A 16,061-nucleotide genomic window follows, 5' to 3' on the forward strand; every position below is an offset into this window, starting at 1 on the left:
ACAAATGACTGAAAAAGTTCATGGTTTCAAAGTGTTTCAGCCGGACTGGACGTGTAGCCCTTCCGGTGGTTTCAAGCAGTATTCCTGCCCTGGTCGGTTCCAGCAGGACGGTGATCTGGATATGTGTGGGAACGGAATGCACTTCTGCCTGAACCTGGCAGACTGCTTCAATTACTATTCGTTCAACCCGGACAACAAGGTTGCAGAAGTTATTGCCCACGGTGAGGTCATCCAGGGTGATGACAAGTGCTGCACCAACGATCTGGAAGTGGTGCGTGAAATCAGCTGGCAGGAAGTGCTGACCATGGTTAATACCGGAAAAGCCTGTACAGGACGCTGCAACACCGGGGACTGGAACACCGGGGACTGGAACACCGGGAACAGGAACACCGGGGACTGGAACACCGGGAACAGGAACACCGGGAACAGGAACACCGGGGACTGGAACACCGGGAACAGGAACACCGGGGACTGGAACACCGGGGACTGGAACACCGGGGACTGCAACACCGGGAACAGGAACACCGGGGACTGGAACACCGGGAACAGGAACACCGGGGACAGGAACACCGGGGACTGGAACACCGGGGACTGGAACACCGGGGACAGGAACACCGGGAACAGGAACACCGGGGACTGGAACACCGGGAACAGGAACACCGGGGACTGGAACCTTTCTTCTTTTAACACTGGTTGCTTCATGACTGAGGAACAGCCCATCATGATGTTCAATAAACCGTCTGATTGGACGTTCCGCAAGTGGCTTGATTCTGATGCACGGTGGTTACTGAACCACATCCCCAAGAATGTCACCACCTGGATTTATGCCTGTGACATGACCGATCAGGAAAAGGCAGACCACCCTGAACACAAGACAACTGGTGGTTATCTGAAAACGCTGGATGAAGCAGATGCTGCACAGACCTGGTGGGATGAACTGGATCAGCGCAAGCGTGACATCATTCTGGATCTGCCCAACTTTGATGCAGACATCTTCTTCAAGTGTACCGGCATCAATGTGAAGGGTGAAGATAATGCCTGATCTGAAGTTCATGCCCCATCAGCTGAAGGTGCTGAACACTACTGAACAGTTCAATCATGTTGGGTATTATCTGGACATGGGACTGGGCAAGACCTTTGTTGGTGCAGAAAAGCTGTGGGAATTGAATAACCCGATCAACATTGTGGTCTGCCAGAAGTCCAAGGTTGATGACTGGCTGGATCACTTCAGAACCTACTATCCACAGGTAAAGACTTGTGATCTGACCAAGAAGTCAGAATCCATCACCTTCAACAACTTGATTGATGCCCAGGCATTGACCAAGGATGACACCCTGATTGGTGTCATCAACTATGACTTGATCTTCAGGCGTTCCATCTATCAGAAATATTCCGGCTTCACCCTAATGCTGGATGAATCCAGTCTGATTAGCAACGAAAGCACTAGCAGGGCAAAGTACATCCTGAAGATGCACCCTGAATCTGTGATCCTGCTGTCCGGCACACCTACGGCTGGAAAGTATGAAAAACTGTGGTCACAGTGCCAGCTGCTGGGCTGGAACATCACAAAGACTGCTTTCTGGGGGTCTTATGTGCAGACCACCTGGGTGGAAGATGGAACCTTCAAGCGTCAGGTGATCACCGGATACAAGAACGTGGATCACCTGAAGCGGAAACTTGCACAACATGGCTGCATCTTCATGAAAACAGAAGAAGTTATCCAACTGCCGGATAAGGTGGAACAGAAGATCTTCGTTCCTGCTACAAAGGAATACCGGAAATTCATGAAGAACAGTTATTTGATGCTGGACACACTGAACCTTCAGGAATTTCACGATGAATCCGATTTTGACGGAAAGGATGTCACCCCCAGGGTGGAACTGGTTGGTGACAACCAGCTGACTAAGCTGCTGTGTGCAAGACAGCTGTGTGGGCAATACCACAAGGACAAGCTGGATGCTTTCAGGGATCTGATTGAATCCAGTGAAGAAAGGTGGATCGTTTTCTATAACTTCAATGACGAACTGATCAGGCTGAAGAAGATTGCTGAAGCCCTGAACAGACCGACATCTGAAGTAAACGGTCATGACCGTGATCTGAATGCCTACGAACACAGAAGTGACAGCATCACCTTCATCCAGTATCAAGCGGGTGCAATGGGTGGCAACTACCAGAAATCCTGCCGGATCTGTTATTTTACCCTTCCCCTGGGCAAAGGATCCTGTGACCTGTGGGAACAGTCCAAGAAACGGATCCACCGCATTGGTCAGCAGAACATCTGCTTTTATTACTACCTGATGGTGAAGGGCAGCATTGAAGAAAGGAACCTTCAGATGTTGAAGGTCGGAAAGGAATTGACAGATGACCTATTCAGAGATCAAACCCATCAGTCAGACTGATGGAAAGCATGTAAAAAAATCCCCTGTCAGCAGCAAGCAGCAGCGCATGAACAAGCAGTTCAAGCGGATCATGATGTTCCTTGCAGGTGCTGCTGTGACTGGGTTCTTCCTGGGCTGCATCGTTGCAAGTGCCGTGACAACTCATATAAACGGCAACAAGGCATTTTCTGATGTGGGTGGGACAAGTTACCAGGCAGAGGACGAAAATGTCATATACACGGTATATGGGGCGTATGATGACCGGTGCTTCACCAGTGAAATTTCCCTGGACTGGACACCGGGGGACGTGGACTTCAAACCGCTGGATTGTCCGCTGGACAGTGACCTTCAGGAATTTACATATTACCTGTGCAAAGGGTACAACATTGACTTCCCCCTGGTCATGGCACTGATGTCCTGTGAAAGCAACTTCACAGCATCCGCTGTCAGCCCCACAAATGACTATGGTTTGATGCAGATCAATCAGGTCAACCACGATGAACTGACCCAGATCCTGGGCGTGACTGACTTCCTGGATCCATATCAGAACATCCGTGCCGGATGCTTCACCCTTCGCAAACTATTTGAAAAGTATCAGGATCCTAACCTGGTGCTGATGGCATACAACTTGGGTGAAACCGGTGCAGCCAACCTGTGGAAACAGGGGGTCTATTCTACCAGCTACACGGACAAGATCATCACCCTTCAGAAACAGTATACCCTGGAACTGGGCTGATTATGAGCGAACGGACACCACGGTTCCTGTGGTTGGAAGTGACCAAGGATGAATATGAACTTCCGGTAGCAGTTGCAGATTCAGCAGCAGAGCTGTCAGAGGTTCTGGGACTGGATGCAGATTCCGTGATGTCATCGTATAGCAGAGCGAAACGGAAAGGCTACTGGTGCAAATACAAGAAAGTTCCGTACATGAAAGGTGGTGATGAAGATGGAACGTGAACAACTGAGCGAGAAAGAACACGCTGCATGGGTCAAAGAGTTTGCAGAAATCGTGGCGGTCAGTGTTGATAAGGTGATTGCCCTTGCAGACAAGTACAATGTTGACCGTGACAACGCTATGGACTACTTTGCAACCAATGTTTCAACCATGACGGAAATCAGCACATTCAAGAACTATGAGGTAAGGCGGTGATCAAATGGCAGCAGAAAAGAACTTTGAAAACCGTGTCAAGAAGTTCCTGGAAGCGCAAGGGTGCTGGTTCCTGAAATATTGGGGCGGTGCAACCTATACCAAGTCCGGCATCCCGGATCTGCTGGTATGCTGCAACGGCAAGTTCCTGGGTGTGGAATTGAAAGCTGCAAACGGCAGACCTTCAGACCTTCAGCTGTACAACCTACGGAAGATCCGGTCTGCTGGTGGTTTTGGATGTCTGCTGTACCCCAAGCACTTTGCACTGTTCAAGCAGATGATTGAACAGATTCAGTCCGGCACGGACATCAATGTTGGTGATTATCCATTCTTGACCGAATGGGATCATATAAAAAATTCATGAAAGGAATGAACGGCTATGGCAAAAAAGAAGAAGATTCAGCTGTTGCAGCAGCTGAACAGGACATCATTCAGAATCCGACTGAACAGAAAAAGTTGGATGCACAGAAGTCTGAACAGGACACTGAACAGACTGAACCTGTAAAGAGTGAGGAACAGAAGCCTGACCCGGCTGATGCTCAGATTGAACTGAACCGTCAGCTGATCACCACGCTTCTGAAGAACACTGGCAGGGATCGCATTGACATCATCATTGAAGAACTGGAAGCAGATGGGTTCTTCACAGCACCGGCATCTGGTGGGCTGCACAGCAATCAGCGTGGTGGACTGGCACAGCATTCCCTGAACGTCCTTCGGATGGCTGAAAAGATCGGTGTCTGCTTGCTGGGCGGTGAAGCCTACAACCGGATTCAGGGTTCTGTCACCATTGTCACCTTGCTGCATGATCTGGGCAAGGTTGGTGACTATGACAAACGGTTCTATGTTCCCAACATGGTGCAGGATGGCAGACCCACCAAGGCTGACCCGGTTCAGAAGTACAAGCAGAGCGAGAAAAAGCCCTGGAAGCGGAACCCGGATCTGACCAATGTTCCGCACGGTGTCAGATCTGCAATCATTGCAGAACGCTACTTTGAACTGACAGAAGAAGAAGAATATGCAATCATCTACCATGATGGTCTGTATGAACCTTCCAACCGTTATGTTATTGAAGGTCATGAAACCCAGTTGCTGCTGATCCTGCACTGGGCAGATATGTGGGCATCCAGAGTGCTGGAAGGTAACACCACCGGCGAAAAGGATGATTAAAGCTATGGTGAAAGAAGGAAAGAACTATACAAAGGAAGAATGGCTTGTTGAAGGTCAGAAGCTGTTCGGTGATGATTATACCAAATACCGCTTCAAATGCCCTAAGTGTGGCAATGTTGCAAGCGGTCAGGACTTTAAGGATGCAGGTCAGAACCCCAATGCAATGTATTGTGAATGTATCGGCAGACATGTTTCTGGCAAGGGTTGTGACTGGGCTGCATACGGTCTGTTCGATATTTGCACAGTGCATGTTGATGGTCAGCCGGTGTTTGAATTTGCACCGGTGGAATAAAGAAAGAGAGGTTAAACAACTATGGCTGAAAAACTGTTGATCATGGGTGAGAGTGGAACCGGAAAGTCCACTTCCCTTCGTAACTGTGACCCCCAGACCACTGCTGTGGTCAATCCTGTTGGCAAACCGCTTCCCTTCAAGGGTTCCAACAAGTTCACCATGCTGGACGGTGAAACGGATGCCCGGAAGATCTGCCGGTGGATGAAGGAACAGGCAGCAGCCGGGAAGAAGCTGCTGGTGGTGGATGACTTCCAGTATATCCTTGCTGTGCCGTACATGAACCGGATCAAAGAATCTGGTTGGGACAAATACAATGACTTCGGTGCAAACTACTTTGACATCATTCAGGTCTGCAATGATCTTCCGGCAGACGTTGTGGTTGCCTACATGACACACTTGGAAACCCTGGACACCGGTTTGACCACCGTGAAGCTGATCGGCAAGCTGCTTCGTGAGAAGATCACCATTGAAGGTCTGTTCACCGTGGTGCTTCGTACCGGTGTAAATGAGGGCAAATATTACTTCTTTACCCAGAACAGCGGTAAGGACACGGTGAAGTCCCCCATGGGTATGTTCCCGGCTTATGCCATTGACAATGATCTGGCGTATGTGGTGGACAAGATCCGCAACTACTACGAGATCGGCAGCTTCAAGTCTGACGCTGAAATGGCTGCACAGGACACGGCAGTGTCTGCCAATGTCCAGAAGCCTGACAGCAGCACCGGCAGACGTGCCAGAACCGCACGTTCTGCACAGAAGCAGGAAGCACCGGCTGAAAAGGCTGGTGGTGAAACTTTTACGGATCCCCATCAGGATGGGGGTGTGGAAAGCCCACTTCCTTCCCATGCTCAGAGTGTGAACACTTCCTTGACTGCAAGTGGCTGCCCTTCTGATGGGGAACGCAAGACCCATGATGAAGTTCAGGCAGAGAATGACAAGAAGGTTGCAGAGTACATGGAGAAGCAGCAGGAAGCCGTAAATGCCGTTGCTGGTGATCATGATGATGTTCCTTGGGATGAAGCTGTTCAGGCTATGGATAGCGTACCTGCACCCCAGTTGGACAAGGTTCCCCGCCGTACCCGCAGAGAGCGCACCGGCGCAGCACCTGCAACCGCAGAACCCACCGCACAGCCGGAAGCACCGGCAATGAACCAGTCTGAAGCACCCGCACCGGCTGCTGATGGCAGAACCCGCAGAGTCCGCAGAACCCGCAACTGATAAACAACTTTGAAAGGATAATAGGTGAATAACTATGGCTGTTGATTTTAGCGCATTTGATGCAAAGATGGATCCCAATCTTCAGGATGATGTGAAGAACGCAAAGGAATATGAGGATGTACCCAACGGTGACTACATCGTCAGCGTGGACAAGATGGAAGTCAAGACCACCAAGGCAGGTGACAAGCTGATGTTTGCTGTCCAGATGTCGATCAAGGAAAACAGCGATGGCAGCAAGTCCAACCAGAAGGGGCGCAAGATCTTCTTCAACCGTGTCATTTCCGGCAACCGTGTCAGCGAAAGCTGGAATGACGGCAAGGCTATCAAGTCGGTCATCACCTGGCTGGACAAGCTGGGAACGGATCTGATCCCTGAGTTCGTGAACTATTCCGACTTTGCGGAACTGGTTCTGGACATCTTCCAGGAGATCCAGGGCAAGGTTGAACTGGATGTCACCTACAAGGCATCTGACTTCAATCCGGTCAGCATCAATGAGGTCTACGACATCTAAGAAATAAATAGGCAGCGGTCAGATGGTCAAGCTGTCTGACCGCTGTTTTTTTAGAATGAACAGAAAGGACGGTGAACTGAATGATCTTCTATGACTTTGAGGTGTTCGCCAAAGACTGGCTTGCTGTGTTCATTGACATGACCCAGAAAAAGACACATGTGGTCATCAATAACCCTGATAAGCTGAAAGCCTTATATGAAGCCAACAGGAATGAAGTCTGGTGTGGGTTTAACAACAAGCACTATGACCAGTACATCATGAAGGGCATCCTGTTGGGCATGGATCCCAAGAAGATCAATGACTATATCATTGTTCAGGGTGGTGAGGGCTGGCAGTTCAGCAACGCATTCAACCAGATCCCCATGATCAATTATGATGTCATGCCCAACCCACCCATTGGTTTGAAAACTCTGGAAGGGTTCCTTGGTTCCAACATCAAGGAAACGGAAGTGGACTTCAACATTGACCGCAAGCTGACCCAGGAAGAACTTCAGCAGACGGTGTTCTATTGCACACACGATGTTGAAGAAACCATCAAGGTGTTCCTGGAAAAGATTGATGACTTCAATGCAATGTATGGCATCATCCGGGCATTCCCGGACATGGTGAGCCTGTCCAACATTGGGGATTCTTCAGCTAGGATCACTGCAAAGGTGCTGGGGTGCAGCAAACATGACTGGGATGATGAATTTGCCTATTACTTCCTGCCGTGCCTGAAGATCAAAAAATACAAGTACGTCATGGACTGGTTTGCATCCGCTGTCAGGGACTGCACCAGGGAAATGCAGCAGAAGTTCAATGACCCTAAGACCAAGCCGGGTGAACGGTTCAAGTATGACGTTCATGACCTGTATTGGTGGTCAAAGTTCTTTTATTCCCGGTCACTGGAAACCGTGGTTGCAGGGGTTCCCCACACCTTTGGTTTTGGTGGTCTGCATGGTGCGCCTGTGGAGCCGGTACACCAGAAGGGGCAGATCCTTCATGTTGACGTGAACAACTATTATCCGTCTATGCTGATTGCCTGGGATCTGGTCACAAGGTCTGCATCCAATGACAACTACACAAAGGTTTATATGACCCGAAAGCAGTTAAAGCTGAAGCAACAGGCAGCAGCCAAGGCTGGTGACAAGAAACTTGCCAAGGAATACAAGAAGCAGCAGCTGCCCTATAAGAAGATGCTGAATGCCTTGTCTGGTGCTATGAAGGACAAGACCAATCCGGCGTATGACCCACGGAACAACAATATCATGTGTGTCAATGGTCAGTTGATGCTGCTGGATCTGATTGAACATCTGGAAGTCATCCCTGGGTTCCAGCTGATCCAGTCAAACACGGATGGTCTGATCATCTGGATCCCGGACACGGATGAAGCGTTCCAGATGGTGGATGACATCTGCTATGAATGGGAAAGCCGGTGCAGCACTTCCAAGTGTGAAATCTTACTTGCCCTAGATAACATCAGTGAGATCTACCAGAAGGATGTCAACAACTATCTGTGGGTTGACATGGATGGTGGTGTTGAGCGGATCGGTGCATACCTGAAAGAACTGTCCAAGGTGGACAATGACCTTCCCATTCTGAACAAGGCACTGGTGGACTTCATGGTCAAGGGTGTTCCGGTGGAACAGACCATCAACCAGTGTGATGACCTGATCATGTTTCAGAAGATCGTGAAGCTGTCCAGCAAATACAAGTGGGTGGAACACGAATGTGGACAGGGACAAGTCATCAAGTCCACCAGACACCGGGACGGATCGGTCACAGAGGTCTGGACGTACCCAGACAGTGAACGGTTCACCTACAAGTCTTACAGGGTATTTGCATCCAGAGCGTCTACGGATGGCAGACTGATGAAGTTTGGTGGAAGCCGTGGCAAGGGTGAAAAGTTCGGTGGAACCCCTGACCACTGCTTCATCTGGAATGATTCTGTGGACAGCGTTGGTGTACCGGATAAACTTGACCGTGCATGGTATATCACGGAAGCGAAAAAAAGGCTTGAATCCTTCGGCATGAAGGTTTGAGCCGGAAAGGACAAACAACATGAAGGCAGAAGAAGTGATGTCAATTCTGGCAGATAATGACCAGGACAACATCAATATCACATGTGGGTCATCTGTGGGCAGTGGTTGTGGTGGGACAATGTATGTTCGTCTGGAACACTTTCTGCTTGGTAAAGGCAGAGGCATCACCCGGACAAAGAAGTTGATCAAGTACATCCAGCACAGTCATCAGCCGGAACAGATTGAACGTGTTCAGCGGTTCATTGACAGGTTCGATCAGGATTATGAAACGCTGGTTCATTCGTCTATGGAGATGATTAAAAGTCTGGAAGGTAAAATCTGCAAGGCACAAATCAACCTTCAGAGGTACAAGGCAGACCGTGACCGTCTGAAGAAGTTTATCACCTTCGGTGAACTGAACCCTGACTGGGAACGGATGAATGACCGTGTTCAGATTGGCAAGGAAGATCTGAAGGTGCTTGAACGGATGAAGCGGTCTGAAATATCTGAAAACAACAAGCGCATGAAAGACAAGGCATTTTTGGATCAGGTGCTTGAACTTTTGAAGTAAGGGGGGGCTGTCATGCTTTACAAGGGATATGTTGAAACAAAGGGCAAAGCAAGCATTGAAAAGCTGAAGAACAGAACCACCTGGAAAACTCTTGATGAAGTCAAAGACCGTCCCGGTTATGGTGGTGTGCTTGCCAATGACACCATCTTGGTGGATCTGGATGACGGTGATCAAGCTGAAATCCTGATGAACATTGTGGAAGCCCTTCAGCTGAACTGCAAGGTGGTACAGACATCCAGGGGGAAGCACTTCCTGTTCAAGAATCACACAGTTGACCGGAACCGGACACACGTTCCGCTTGCTGTTGGCTTGACTGCTGACATCAAGGTTGGATCTAAGCTATCTTATGAAGTTCTGAAGGTCAACGGTGAAGAACGGTTTGTAGAATGGGATATTGAGCCTGGGGAAAAGTATGATGAACTTCCAAAGTGGTTGCAGCCTGTCAGGGCAGCAGCTGACTTCCTGGACATGTCTGCCGGTGATGGAAGGAATCAGGCACTGTTCAACTATATCCTGACATTACAGGCAAATGACTTCAGCGTGGATGATTGCCGGGAATGTATCAGAATCCTGAACCAGTATGTCATGAAGGATCCGCTGGATGCAGCAGAACTGGAAGTCATTCTGAGGGATGAAGCATTTCAGAAGCCTGTGTTCTTCCTTGGGTCAACATTCCTGTTTGATAAGTTTGCAACCTACCTGAAGAACAACAGTCATGTGGTGAAGATTAACAGTCAGCTGCACATCTATCAGGATGGTATCTACATCAACGGCTATAAGCACATTGAACAGACCATGATTGACATGATCCCGAACCTGAAGAAAACACAGCGCAGGGAAGTTCTTGACTACATGGAACTGATTGCAGAGGAAGTCACCCCATCTGATGCCCGGTATATTGCTTTTAAGAACGGTATCTATGACCTGGTGACGGATACGCTGCTTCCGTACAGCCCGGAATATGTGATCACCAACCGGATCCCCTGGGACTACATACCGGATGCACAGTCTGAACTTGCTGAACGCACACTGAACAAACTTGCCTGTGATGATCCGTCCATTGTGGCACTGCTTCAGGAATGTATTGGTTACTGCTTCTATCGCAGAAATGAGTTAGGCAAGGCTTTTATCCTGACCGGTGACAAGTCAAACGGCAAGTCCACCTTCCTGGATGTCATCAAGTACATGCTGGGTGACGAAAATATCAGCGCACTGGATCTGAAGGAACTAGGTGACAGGTTCAGCACGTCAATGATGTTCGGCAAACTGGCAAACCTGGGTGATGATATTGGTGATGATTTTTTGTCAGGAACACAAGTGTCCACATTCAAGAAGATTGTCACCGGCAACCGTATCAAGGCAGAACGGAAGGGGCAAGATCCTTTTGAGTTCAACCCCTACATCAAGATGTTGTTCAGTGCAAATGACATCCCCCGCATGAAGGACAAGACCGGTGCTGTTCTCCGGCGTTTGGTCATCATCCCATTCAATGCAACCTTCACGGTGAATGATCCAGATTTTGACCCCTATATCAAGTACAAGCTGGTGGAACAGGGATCCATTGAATACCTGATCCGGGTGGGCATTGAAGGACTTCGGCGTGTCATCCAACAGAACCACTTCACCCAGTCTGAACGTGTTGACCGTGAGATCAAAGAGTATGAGGAAGAAAACAACCCCATTGCTGGCTTCATTGAAGATCAGGGTCTGGACATGATTGAAAATCAGCTGACAGCTGATGTCTATAAGCGTTATCAGGTGTTCTGTGCTGACAATTCCCTGACCCCCATGTCTAACATTGTGTTCAGCAAGCAGATCAACAAGCGGTTAGGGCTTACAGTAAAGCAACGAAAGATCAGCGGTCAGGTCAAAAAACTGTTCATTCGTGAATAATTTTTTTGACCTGATGGTAGATGAATTATCAACACTTCCATTGTGGAAAATGTGGAAAAGTAGAAAGGAAGGTGACTGATGTGGTCAAAGACCCTAGAAAGAACGCTGAAGGGTATGCTGATCTGACTGCCTACAACGGTATGAAGAAGGTTGTCAGGGAAGAAGATGACGCTGACAAGCGGGCGTTTGAACTGGTTGGTGTGCTGAAGTTCATCATCCGGGCAGCTGGTTTTGAACTGACTGAACGGATTCAGCTGAAGGACAAGCGCACCGGGCGGGTGTACAGATGATACACCTTCAGAAGATGCTGAACCGGTGCTTCCGCACCAAGGCGAACCAATATGTCAGATGCCGTGGGTGGAAGTTTCGGTTCTATATATGGTTGATCCGTTTAACAGATGAAAGGATCTGAATTATGGATTATGAACGTAAAGTGACCAAATACCTGACCCCTTCTGAAATTCTGGCACAGATGGCAGAAGAAGGTGCTGAACTGGTACAGGCTGCGCTAAAGTTGCGCCGTGCGATTGACAAGAAGAACCCCACACCCAAGAACGTGGGCGAATGTTCTGATAACCTGACGTAAGAATTTGCTGACGTTCTGGTTTGTCTGACCGTCTTTGCTGAAGCGTTTGATGTGGATTTTGATTCCCTGATGGATGAAATTGGGGACATTGGTGAAGCCAAGATGAAGCGGTGGGCAGAACGGCTGGAAGAAGCCAATAAGAAGCGGTATCTGGTCAACCTGGGTGCAGATGGTTTCCCAAAAGAAACCGTGTTGGTTGTGGATGCTGTCAACGTGGATGACGCTTCCAACCGTGCAAAGTGGGTCTATCACAAGCACAACCCCACTGTTCCCATGGAAAAGGTTCAGCTTGAGATTGAAGCGGTTGACTAAAAGAAAGGATGGTAAAAAATGATCACGGACAAAAATATTGCCACGGCAGTGAACATCTATCTGAAGTCCTATGAACTGGTGTTGAATCAGTTTCAGGATCCCACTTTTGCCGTACAGACTGCAACAGCAGTCACTATGATTCTGATGAAGGAAGAAAATAGTCAGACAATGCAGCAGAACAATCCGTTGCTGGTTCTGTCCACCCTGCTTCAGAATGCCAAGGCTGAAAATAAGAAGCCTGATGTGAAGCCGGACAAAAAGAAGCCTGACCAGGCTGCTGATCAGAAGGATGGTGAAACCCATGATTGACCGGAAGGAACTTGACCGGATGGAGGATGAAGCGCAAGCTGAGTGGTGCAGGAACTGGGCACTGGAACATCAGCGGAAGTGGCTTCTGAAACAGGAACGGAAGAACAGACGGATCCAGCGTCTGAAGAACTGCATGGTTTGCTTGAAGTTTGCCCTTCATGAACTGTGGTCAGCACTGAAAGGACGGTAAACAGAATGAACACTGAATTGATGTTCAGCAGCGCAACAGATCAATGGGCAACCCCACAGGCATTCTTTGACCAGCTGAACAAAGAATTTCACTTCACGCTGGATCCGTGCGCTGATGCACAGAACCACAAGTGTGATCGGTATTTCACCAAGGAACAGGATGGACTGGTTCAGTCCTGGGAAGGTGAACGTGTTTTCTGCAATCCACCCTATGGGCGTTGCATTGGTGACTGGGTGCATAAAGCATTTGATTCAGTTGCACACACACACACACACACTGGTTGTCATGCTTATTCCAGCACGGACAGACACCAGATGGTTTCATGACTACATCTACCAGAAGCATGAAGTCCGCTTCATTCGTGGTCGGTTGAAGTTTGGTGATTCCAAAAATCCTGCACCATTTCCATCCATGGTTGTGGTGTTCAGGTCAAAACCGGACACCGGTGATGCAGATTAGTGGTTGTTGGTGGAATGGTAACGGTTGGTAACACTTGGGTAACGGTTAAAGGTAACGGTTAAAATCCTGATGAATCCTAAAGGTAACGGTTGGTAACGGTTAAATTCAATTTCTTTTATAAATATATTTTTTATATATCTAAACAAGTAGAAAAAAGAAAATATATAGTAATAGAGTGCCAAGCGTTACCGTTACCAAGTGTTACCTGATGAAAAAAGTCAGCATGAATCAAGGATTTTTAGGGTAACGGATGATCCTGTTGAACTGTTACCTATCCGATACCTAAACCGTTACCTTATAAAAATTTTAGAATGAGGTGATGCAGCAGATGAAAGCTAAAGAATATTTGCAGCAGCTGAAGCTGCTTGATGTGAAGATTGACCAGAAGCTGAAGCAAGTGGGGGATCTTCGGCAAATGGCACAGGCAACAGGTGCTTTAGATTATTCCAAGGACAGGGTGCAGACTTCTGCTTCCGGGGATTCTATGTCTAATGCTGTAATCAGGTATCTGTCACTTGAAGAAGAAGTTGATCAGCAGATTGACCAGTTCGTTGACCTGAAGAACCAGATCATCAATCAGATCCAGGCACTGAAGGATGTGAATTATGTTCAGGTGCTGTTCAAACGGTATGTTGAATATAAGGGTTTAGAGGTCATAGCCGTTGAAATGGGCTATACATACCCTTATGTTCGTGCGCTGCACGGTCACGCATTGCAGGACTTTGAAAGAACATACACAATCTTACAATGACCTGTGCTATAATAGTATCGTGAAAAATTTGATATGACATTTCCGTGTCCCTGAAGGGTTCCTACTCCGATCCTTCAGGGACTTTTTGTTGTGAATTTCTGAAAGGATGTGAATTTCTTGCCAAGGGCAAAGAATGCAAAAGCAGAAGTTGCCCGGAAGCTATATGAACAAGGGATTCTGCTGAAGGATATTGCAGAACAGCTTGATGTTCCCCAGGGGACAATCAGACGCTGGAAAAGTACATACAAATGGGATCAGTCTGCTGACTGTTCGGATGTTCGGAAAGAAAACGAGCGTTCGGTTAATAGTGAGCGTTCGGAAAAGAAAAAGGTGCAGCGTGTCAAACATGATGTTGCATCTGTGACTGAAAATCCTGAATTGACTGATAAACAAAGGCTTTTCTGTCTGTATTATGTGCGCTGCTTCAATGCAACCAAGGCGTATCAAAAAGCCTACGGTTGCAGCTATGAAGCAGCTGTAAAAAGCGGTTCCAGGATGTTGACATTTGTTGATATAAGAACTGAAATCCAGAGTTTGAAGCAGTCCAGGCTGAACCGTGAACTGCTGGATGAACATGACATCTTTCAGAAATACATGGACATTGCCTTTGCTGACATCACTGACTTTGTGCAGTTCGGTCAGGAAGAAGAATATGTCATCGGTCAGTTCGGTCTGGTTCAGGTTGAAGATCCTGTCACCGGAAAAAAAGCACCCCTGAAGCAGAAGGTCAACACCGTCCGCTTCAGGGAATCTGACAGCATTGATGGAACACTGATCACTGAGGTCAAGAACGGAAAGAACGGTGCATCCATCAAGCTGGCAGACAGAATGAAAGCCCTTGAATGGCTGGCTGAACACATGGACATTGCCACAGAGGAACAGAAAGCCCGGATTGCTGTTCTGAAGATGAAGTCTGCCGGTGATGAACCGGAAGATATTGATACTTCCTATGTGGATGCCCTGAAAGACCTGGCTGCAAAGGTGTGGACGAATGAGGAAGAAAAGGACTAAACCGTTCAAGTTCATTCCACCATCAAGAAAGCAGCTGATGGTGCAAACGTGGTGGTTGGCTGAAAAAGTCCGGGATCATGACGGCATCATTGCTGATGGTGCTATCCGTTCAGGCAAAACCATGTGCATGTCCATGACTTACATCACCTGGTCAATGGAAAACTTTGACGGTGAAAACTTCATCATTGCTGGCAAGACGGTTGGATCTTGCAGACGAAACGTGATCACCCCGCTGAAGAAGATGATTGCATCTTTGGGCTATGTGGTGGAAGATCACCGGTCTGACAATTATCTGACCATCCGCAAGAACGGCAAGGAAAACTATTATTACGTTTTCGGTGGCAAGGATGAAGCATCACAGGATCTTGTCCAGGGCATCACAGCAGCTGGTGCTTTCTTTGATGAAGTTGCCCTGATGCCTGAATCCTTTGTGAACCAGGCAACCGGACGCTGTTCTGTGGATGGTTCAAAGTTCTGGTTCAACTGCAACCCTGAATCACCATACCACTGGTTCAAACTGAACTGGTTGGACAAGGCTGATGAAAAGAATCTGCTGCACCTGCACTTCACCATGGATGACAACCCTTCCTTGTCTGAGAAGATCAAGAACCGATACCGCAGCATGTACAGTGGCGTGTTCTTCAAGCGTTACATCCTGGGTCTGTGGGTGATGGCTGAAGGTGTCATCTATGACATGTTCGATCTGGACAAGCATGTTGTGGATCCGGCTGACATACCGGCGATTCAGCCCAATTCCTACTACGTTTCCTGTGACTACGGCACACAGAACGCCACAGTCTTTCATCTGTGGGGGAAGGGAATTGATGGTGTGTGGTACTGCATCCGGGAATATTACTATTCCGGCAGGGATGCAGCTGTTCAGAAAACAGATACCGAATATGCAGACGATCTTGAAAAGTGGCTGGATGGTATCAAACCGCAGAAGATTGTGGTTGACCCTTCGGCTGCTTCTTTTATTGCTGAACTGAAGAAGCGCAAGTTCAGCATCAAGAAAGCAAAGAATGATGTCCTTGATGGCATCCGGTTCTTTGCATCCTTGCTGATGAACTGTTCAGTGAAGTTCAGTTCTGAATGCAAGATGACACTAAGGGAATTTTCTTCCTATGTCTGGGATGCAAAAGCATCTGAGCATGGAGAGGACAAACCGGTCAAGGTGTTTGACCATGCAATGGACAGCATCAGATACTTTGGCTATACGATTATCAGAAAGCCGAACGGCTTGTCTGTCATGAAATAGGTGATTGA

Annotated in this window: 23 protein-coding genes; all 23 read left to right on the top strand. The window is 48.1% G+C overall.

All coding sequences use genetic code 11. The annotated features are described in order from the left end of the window. Window positions 1–4 precede the first annotated feature (4 nt). The 23 genes from ACNQFG_RS03180 to ACNQFG_RS03290 all read left to right on the top strand — a co-directional run bounded on the left by ACNQFG_RS03180 (window position 5) and on the right by ACNQFG_RS03290 (window position 16,053). Window positions 5–1,042: a pentapeptide repeat-containing protein gene (locus ACNQFG_RS03180; protein ID WP_423405955.1), complete on the top strand. Its 1,038-nt coding sequence runs from the start codon at window positions 5–7 to the stop codon at window positions 1,040–1,042. Then, on the top strand, window positions 1,035–2,399 hold the full coding sequence (locus tag ACNQFG_RS03185) for an SNF2-related protein (RefSeq protein WP_423405956.1): 1,365 nt from the start codon (window positions 1,035–1,037) through the stop codon (window positions 2,397–2,399). The genes ACNQFG_RS03180 and ACNQFG_RS03185 overlap by 8 nt, the downstream gene beginning before the upstream one ends. Beyond that, entirely contained in the window at window positions 2,362–3,114 is a 753-nt protein-coding gene (locus ACNQFG_RS03190) for a transglycosylase SLT domain-containing protein (RefSeq protein ID WP_423405957.1), read from the top strand. The genes ACNQFG_RS03185 and ACNQFG_RS03190 overlap by 38 nt, the downstream gene beginning before the upstream one ends. Before the next feature lie 2 nt (window positions 3,115–3,116). Next, the gene (locus tag ACNQFG_RS03195) at window positions 3,117–3,335 is read left to right on the top strand and encodes a hypothetical protein (RefSeq protein ID WP_423405958.1); all 219 of its coding nucleotides are present in this window, start codon (window positions 3,117–3,119) and stop codon (window positions 3,333–3,335) included. Beyond that, window positions 3,325–3,528 (top strand): hypothetical protein, encoded by a 204-nt coding sequence (locus ACNQFG_RS03200; protein WP_423405959.1) that lies wholly within the window; start codon window positions 3,325–3,327, stop codon window positions 3,526–3,528. The genes ACNQFG_RS03195 and ACNQFG_RS03200 overlap by 11 nt, the downstream gene beginning before the upstream one ends. 4 nt (window positions 3,529–3,532) lie before the next feature. Further along, window positions 3,533–3,889, top strand: a complete 357-nt coding sequence (locus ACNQFG_RS03205) for a VRR-NUC domain-containing protein (RefSeq protein WP_423405960.1) — start codon at window positions 3,533–3,535, stop codon at window positions 3,887–3,889. Next, window positions 3,865–4,692 carry a hypothetical protein gene (locus ACNQFG_RS03210; protein WP_423405961.1) on the top strand — a complete coding sequence of 276 codons (828 nt, stop codon included), beginning with the start codon at window positions 3,865–3,867 and terminating at the stop codon, window positions 4,690–4,692. The genes ACNQFG_RS03205 and ACNQFG_RS03210 overlap by 25 nt, the downstream gene beginning before the upstream one ends. Window positions 4,693–4,696: 4 nt before the next feature. Continuing rightward, window positions 4,697–4,984, top strand: coding sequence for a VVA0879 family protein (locus ACNQFG_RS03215; protein WP_423405962.1), 288 nt, complete (start codon window positions 4,697–4,699; stop codon window positions 4,982–4,984). A 21-nt stretch (window positions 4,985–5,005) separates the two neighbouring features. Continuing rightward, entirely contained in the window at window positions 5,006–6,202 is a 1,197-nt protein-coding gene (locus ACNQFG_RS03220; RefSeq protein WP_423405963.1) for a hypothetical protein, read from the top strand. Window positions 6,203–6,236: 34 nt separating this feature from the next. After that, window positions 6,237–6,713 carry a DUF669 domain-containing protein gene (locus ACNQFG_RS03225; RefSeq protein ID WP_423405964.1) on the top strand — a complete coding sequence of 159 codons (477 nt, stop codon included), beginning with the start codon at window positions 6,237–6,239 and terminating at the stop codon, window positions 6,711–6,713. An 80-nt stretch (window positions 6,714–6,793) separates the two neighbouring features. Beyond that, window positions 6,794–8,734, top strand: a complete 1,941-nt coding sequence (locus ACNQFG_RS03230) for a hypothetical protein (RefSeq protein ID WP_423405965.1) — start codon at window positions 6,794–6,796, stop codon at window positions 8,732–8,734. Window positions 8,735–8,753: 19 nt separating this feature from the next. Continuing rightward, window positions 8,754–9,284: a hypothetical protein gene (locus ACNQFG_RS03235; protein ID WP_423405966.1), complete on the top strand. Its 531-nt coding sequence runs from the start codon at window positions 8,754–8,756 to the stop codon at window positions 9,282–9,284. A gap of 12 nt (window positions 9,285–9,296) precedes the next feature. Then, window positions 9,297–11,177: a phage/plasmid primase, P4 family gene (locus ACNQFG_RS03240; protein WP_423405967.1), complete on the top strand. Its 1,881-nt coding sequence runs from the start codon at window positions 9,297–9,299 to the stop codon at window positions 11,175–11,177. Window positions 11,178–11,248: 71 nt separating this feature from the next. Beyond that, window positions 11,249–11,467: a hypothetical protein gene (locus ACNQFG_RS03245; protein WP_423405968.1), complete on the top strand. Its 219-nt coding sequence runs from the start codon at window positions 11,249–11,251 to the stop codon at window positions 11,465–11,467. Between the two features lie 125 nt (window positions 11,468–11,592). Beyond that, entirely contained in the window at window positions 11,593–11,763 is a 171-nt protein-coding gene (locus ACNQFG_RS03250; protein ID WP_423405969.1) for a hypothetical protein, read from the top strand. A gap of 51 nt (window positions 11,764–11,814) precedes the next feature. Continuing rightward, window positions 11,815–12,075 carry a hypothetical protein gene (locus ACNQFG_RS03255; RefSeq protein ID WP_423405970.1) on the top strand — a complete coding sequence of 87 codons (261 nt, stop codon included), beginning with the start codon at window positions 11,815–11,817 and terminating at the stop codon, window positions 12,073–12,075. A gap of 18 nt (window positions 12,076–12,093) precedes the next feature. Beyond that, window positions 12,094–12,384, top strand: coding sequence for a hypothetical protein (locus ACNQFG_RS03260; RefSeq protein ID WP_423405971.1), 291 nt, complete (start codon window positions 12,094–12,096; stop codon window positions 12,382–12,384). Further along, the gene (locus ACNQFG_RS03265) at window positions 12,377–12,574 is read left to right on the top strand and encodes a hypothetical protein (protein ID WP_423405972.1); all 198 of its coding nucleotides are present in this window, start codon (window positions 12,377–12,379) and stop codon (window positions 12,572–12,574) included. Before ACNQFG_RS03260 ends, ACNQFG_RS03265 begins: the two co-directional genes overlap by 8 nt. 5 nt (window positions 12,575–12,579) lie before the next feature. Beyond that, window positions 12,580–12,900: a DNA N-6-adenine-methyltransferase gene (locus ACNQFG_RS03270; protein WP_423405973.1), complete on the top strand. Its 321-nt coding sequence runs from the start codon at window positions 12,580–12,582 to the stop codon at window positions 12,898–12,900. Continuing rightward, entirely contained in the window at window positions 12,860–13,033 is a 174-nt protein-coding gene (locus ACNQFG_RS03275) for a hypothetical protein (RefSeq protein WP_423405974.1), read from the top strand. Before ACNQFG_RS03270 ends, ACNQFG_RS03275 begins: the two co-directional genes overlap by 41 nt. 328 nt (window positions 13,034–13,361) lie before the next feature. Next, a complete protein-coding gene (locus ACNQFG_RS03280; protein ID WP_423405975.1) occupies window positions 13,362–13,784 on the top strand; it encodes a hypothetical protein in 423 nt (140 codons plus the stop codon). Window positions 13,785–13,901: 117 nt separating this feature from the next. Continuing rightward, window positions 13,902–14,795, top strand: coding sequence for a terminase small subunit (locus ACNQFG_RS03285; protein ID WP_423405976.1), 894 nt, complete (start codon window positions 13,902–13,904; stop codon window positions 14,793–14,795). Continuing rightward, entirely contained in the window at window positions 14,776–16,053 is a 1,278-nt protein-coding gene (locus tag ACNQFG_RS03290) for a PBSX family phage terminase large subunit (protein ID WP_423405977.1), read from the top strand. The genes ACNQFG_RS03285 and ACNQFG_RS03290 overlap by 20 nt, the downstream gene beginning before the upstream one ends. The last annotated feature ends 8 nt before the right edge of the window (window positions 16,054–16,061 follow it).

The organism is Faecalibacterium prausnitzii, from assembly GCF_049532945.1.
Classification (GTDB): domain Bacteria; phylum Bacillota; class Clostridia; order Oscillospirales; family Ruminococcaceae; genus Faecalibacterium; species Faecalibacterium prausnitzii_N.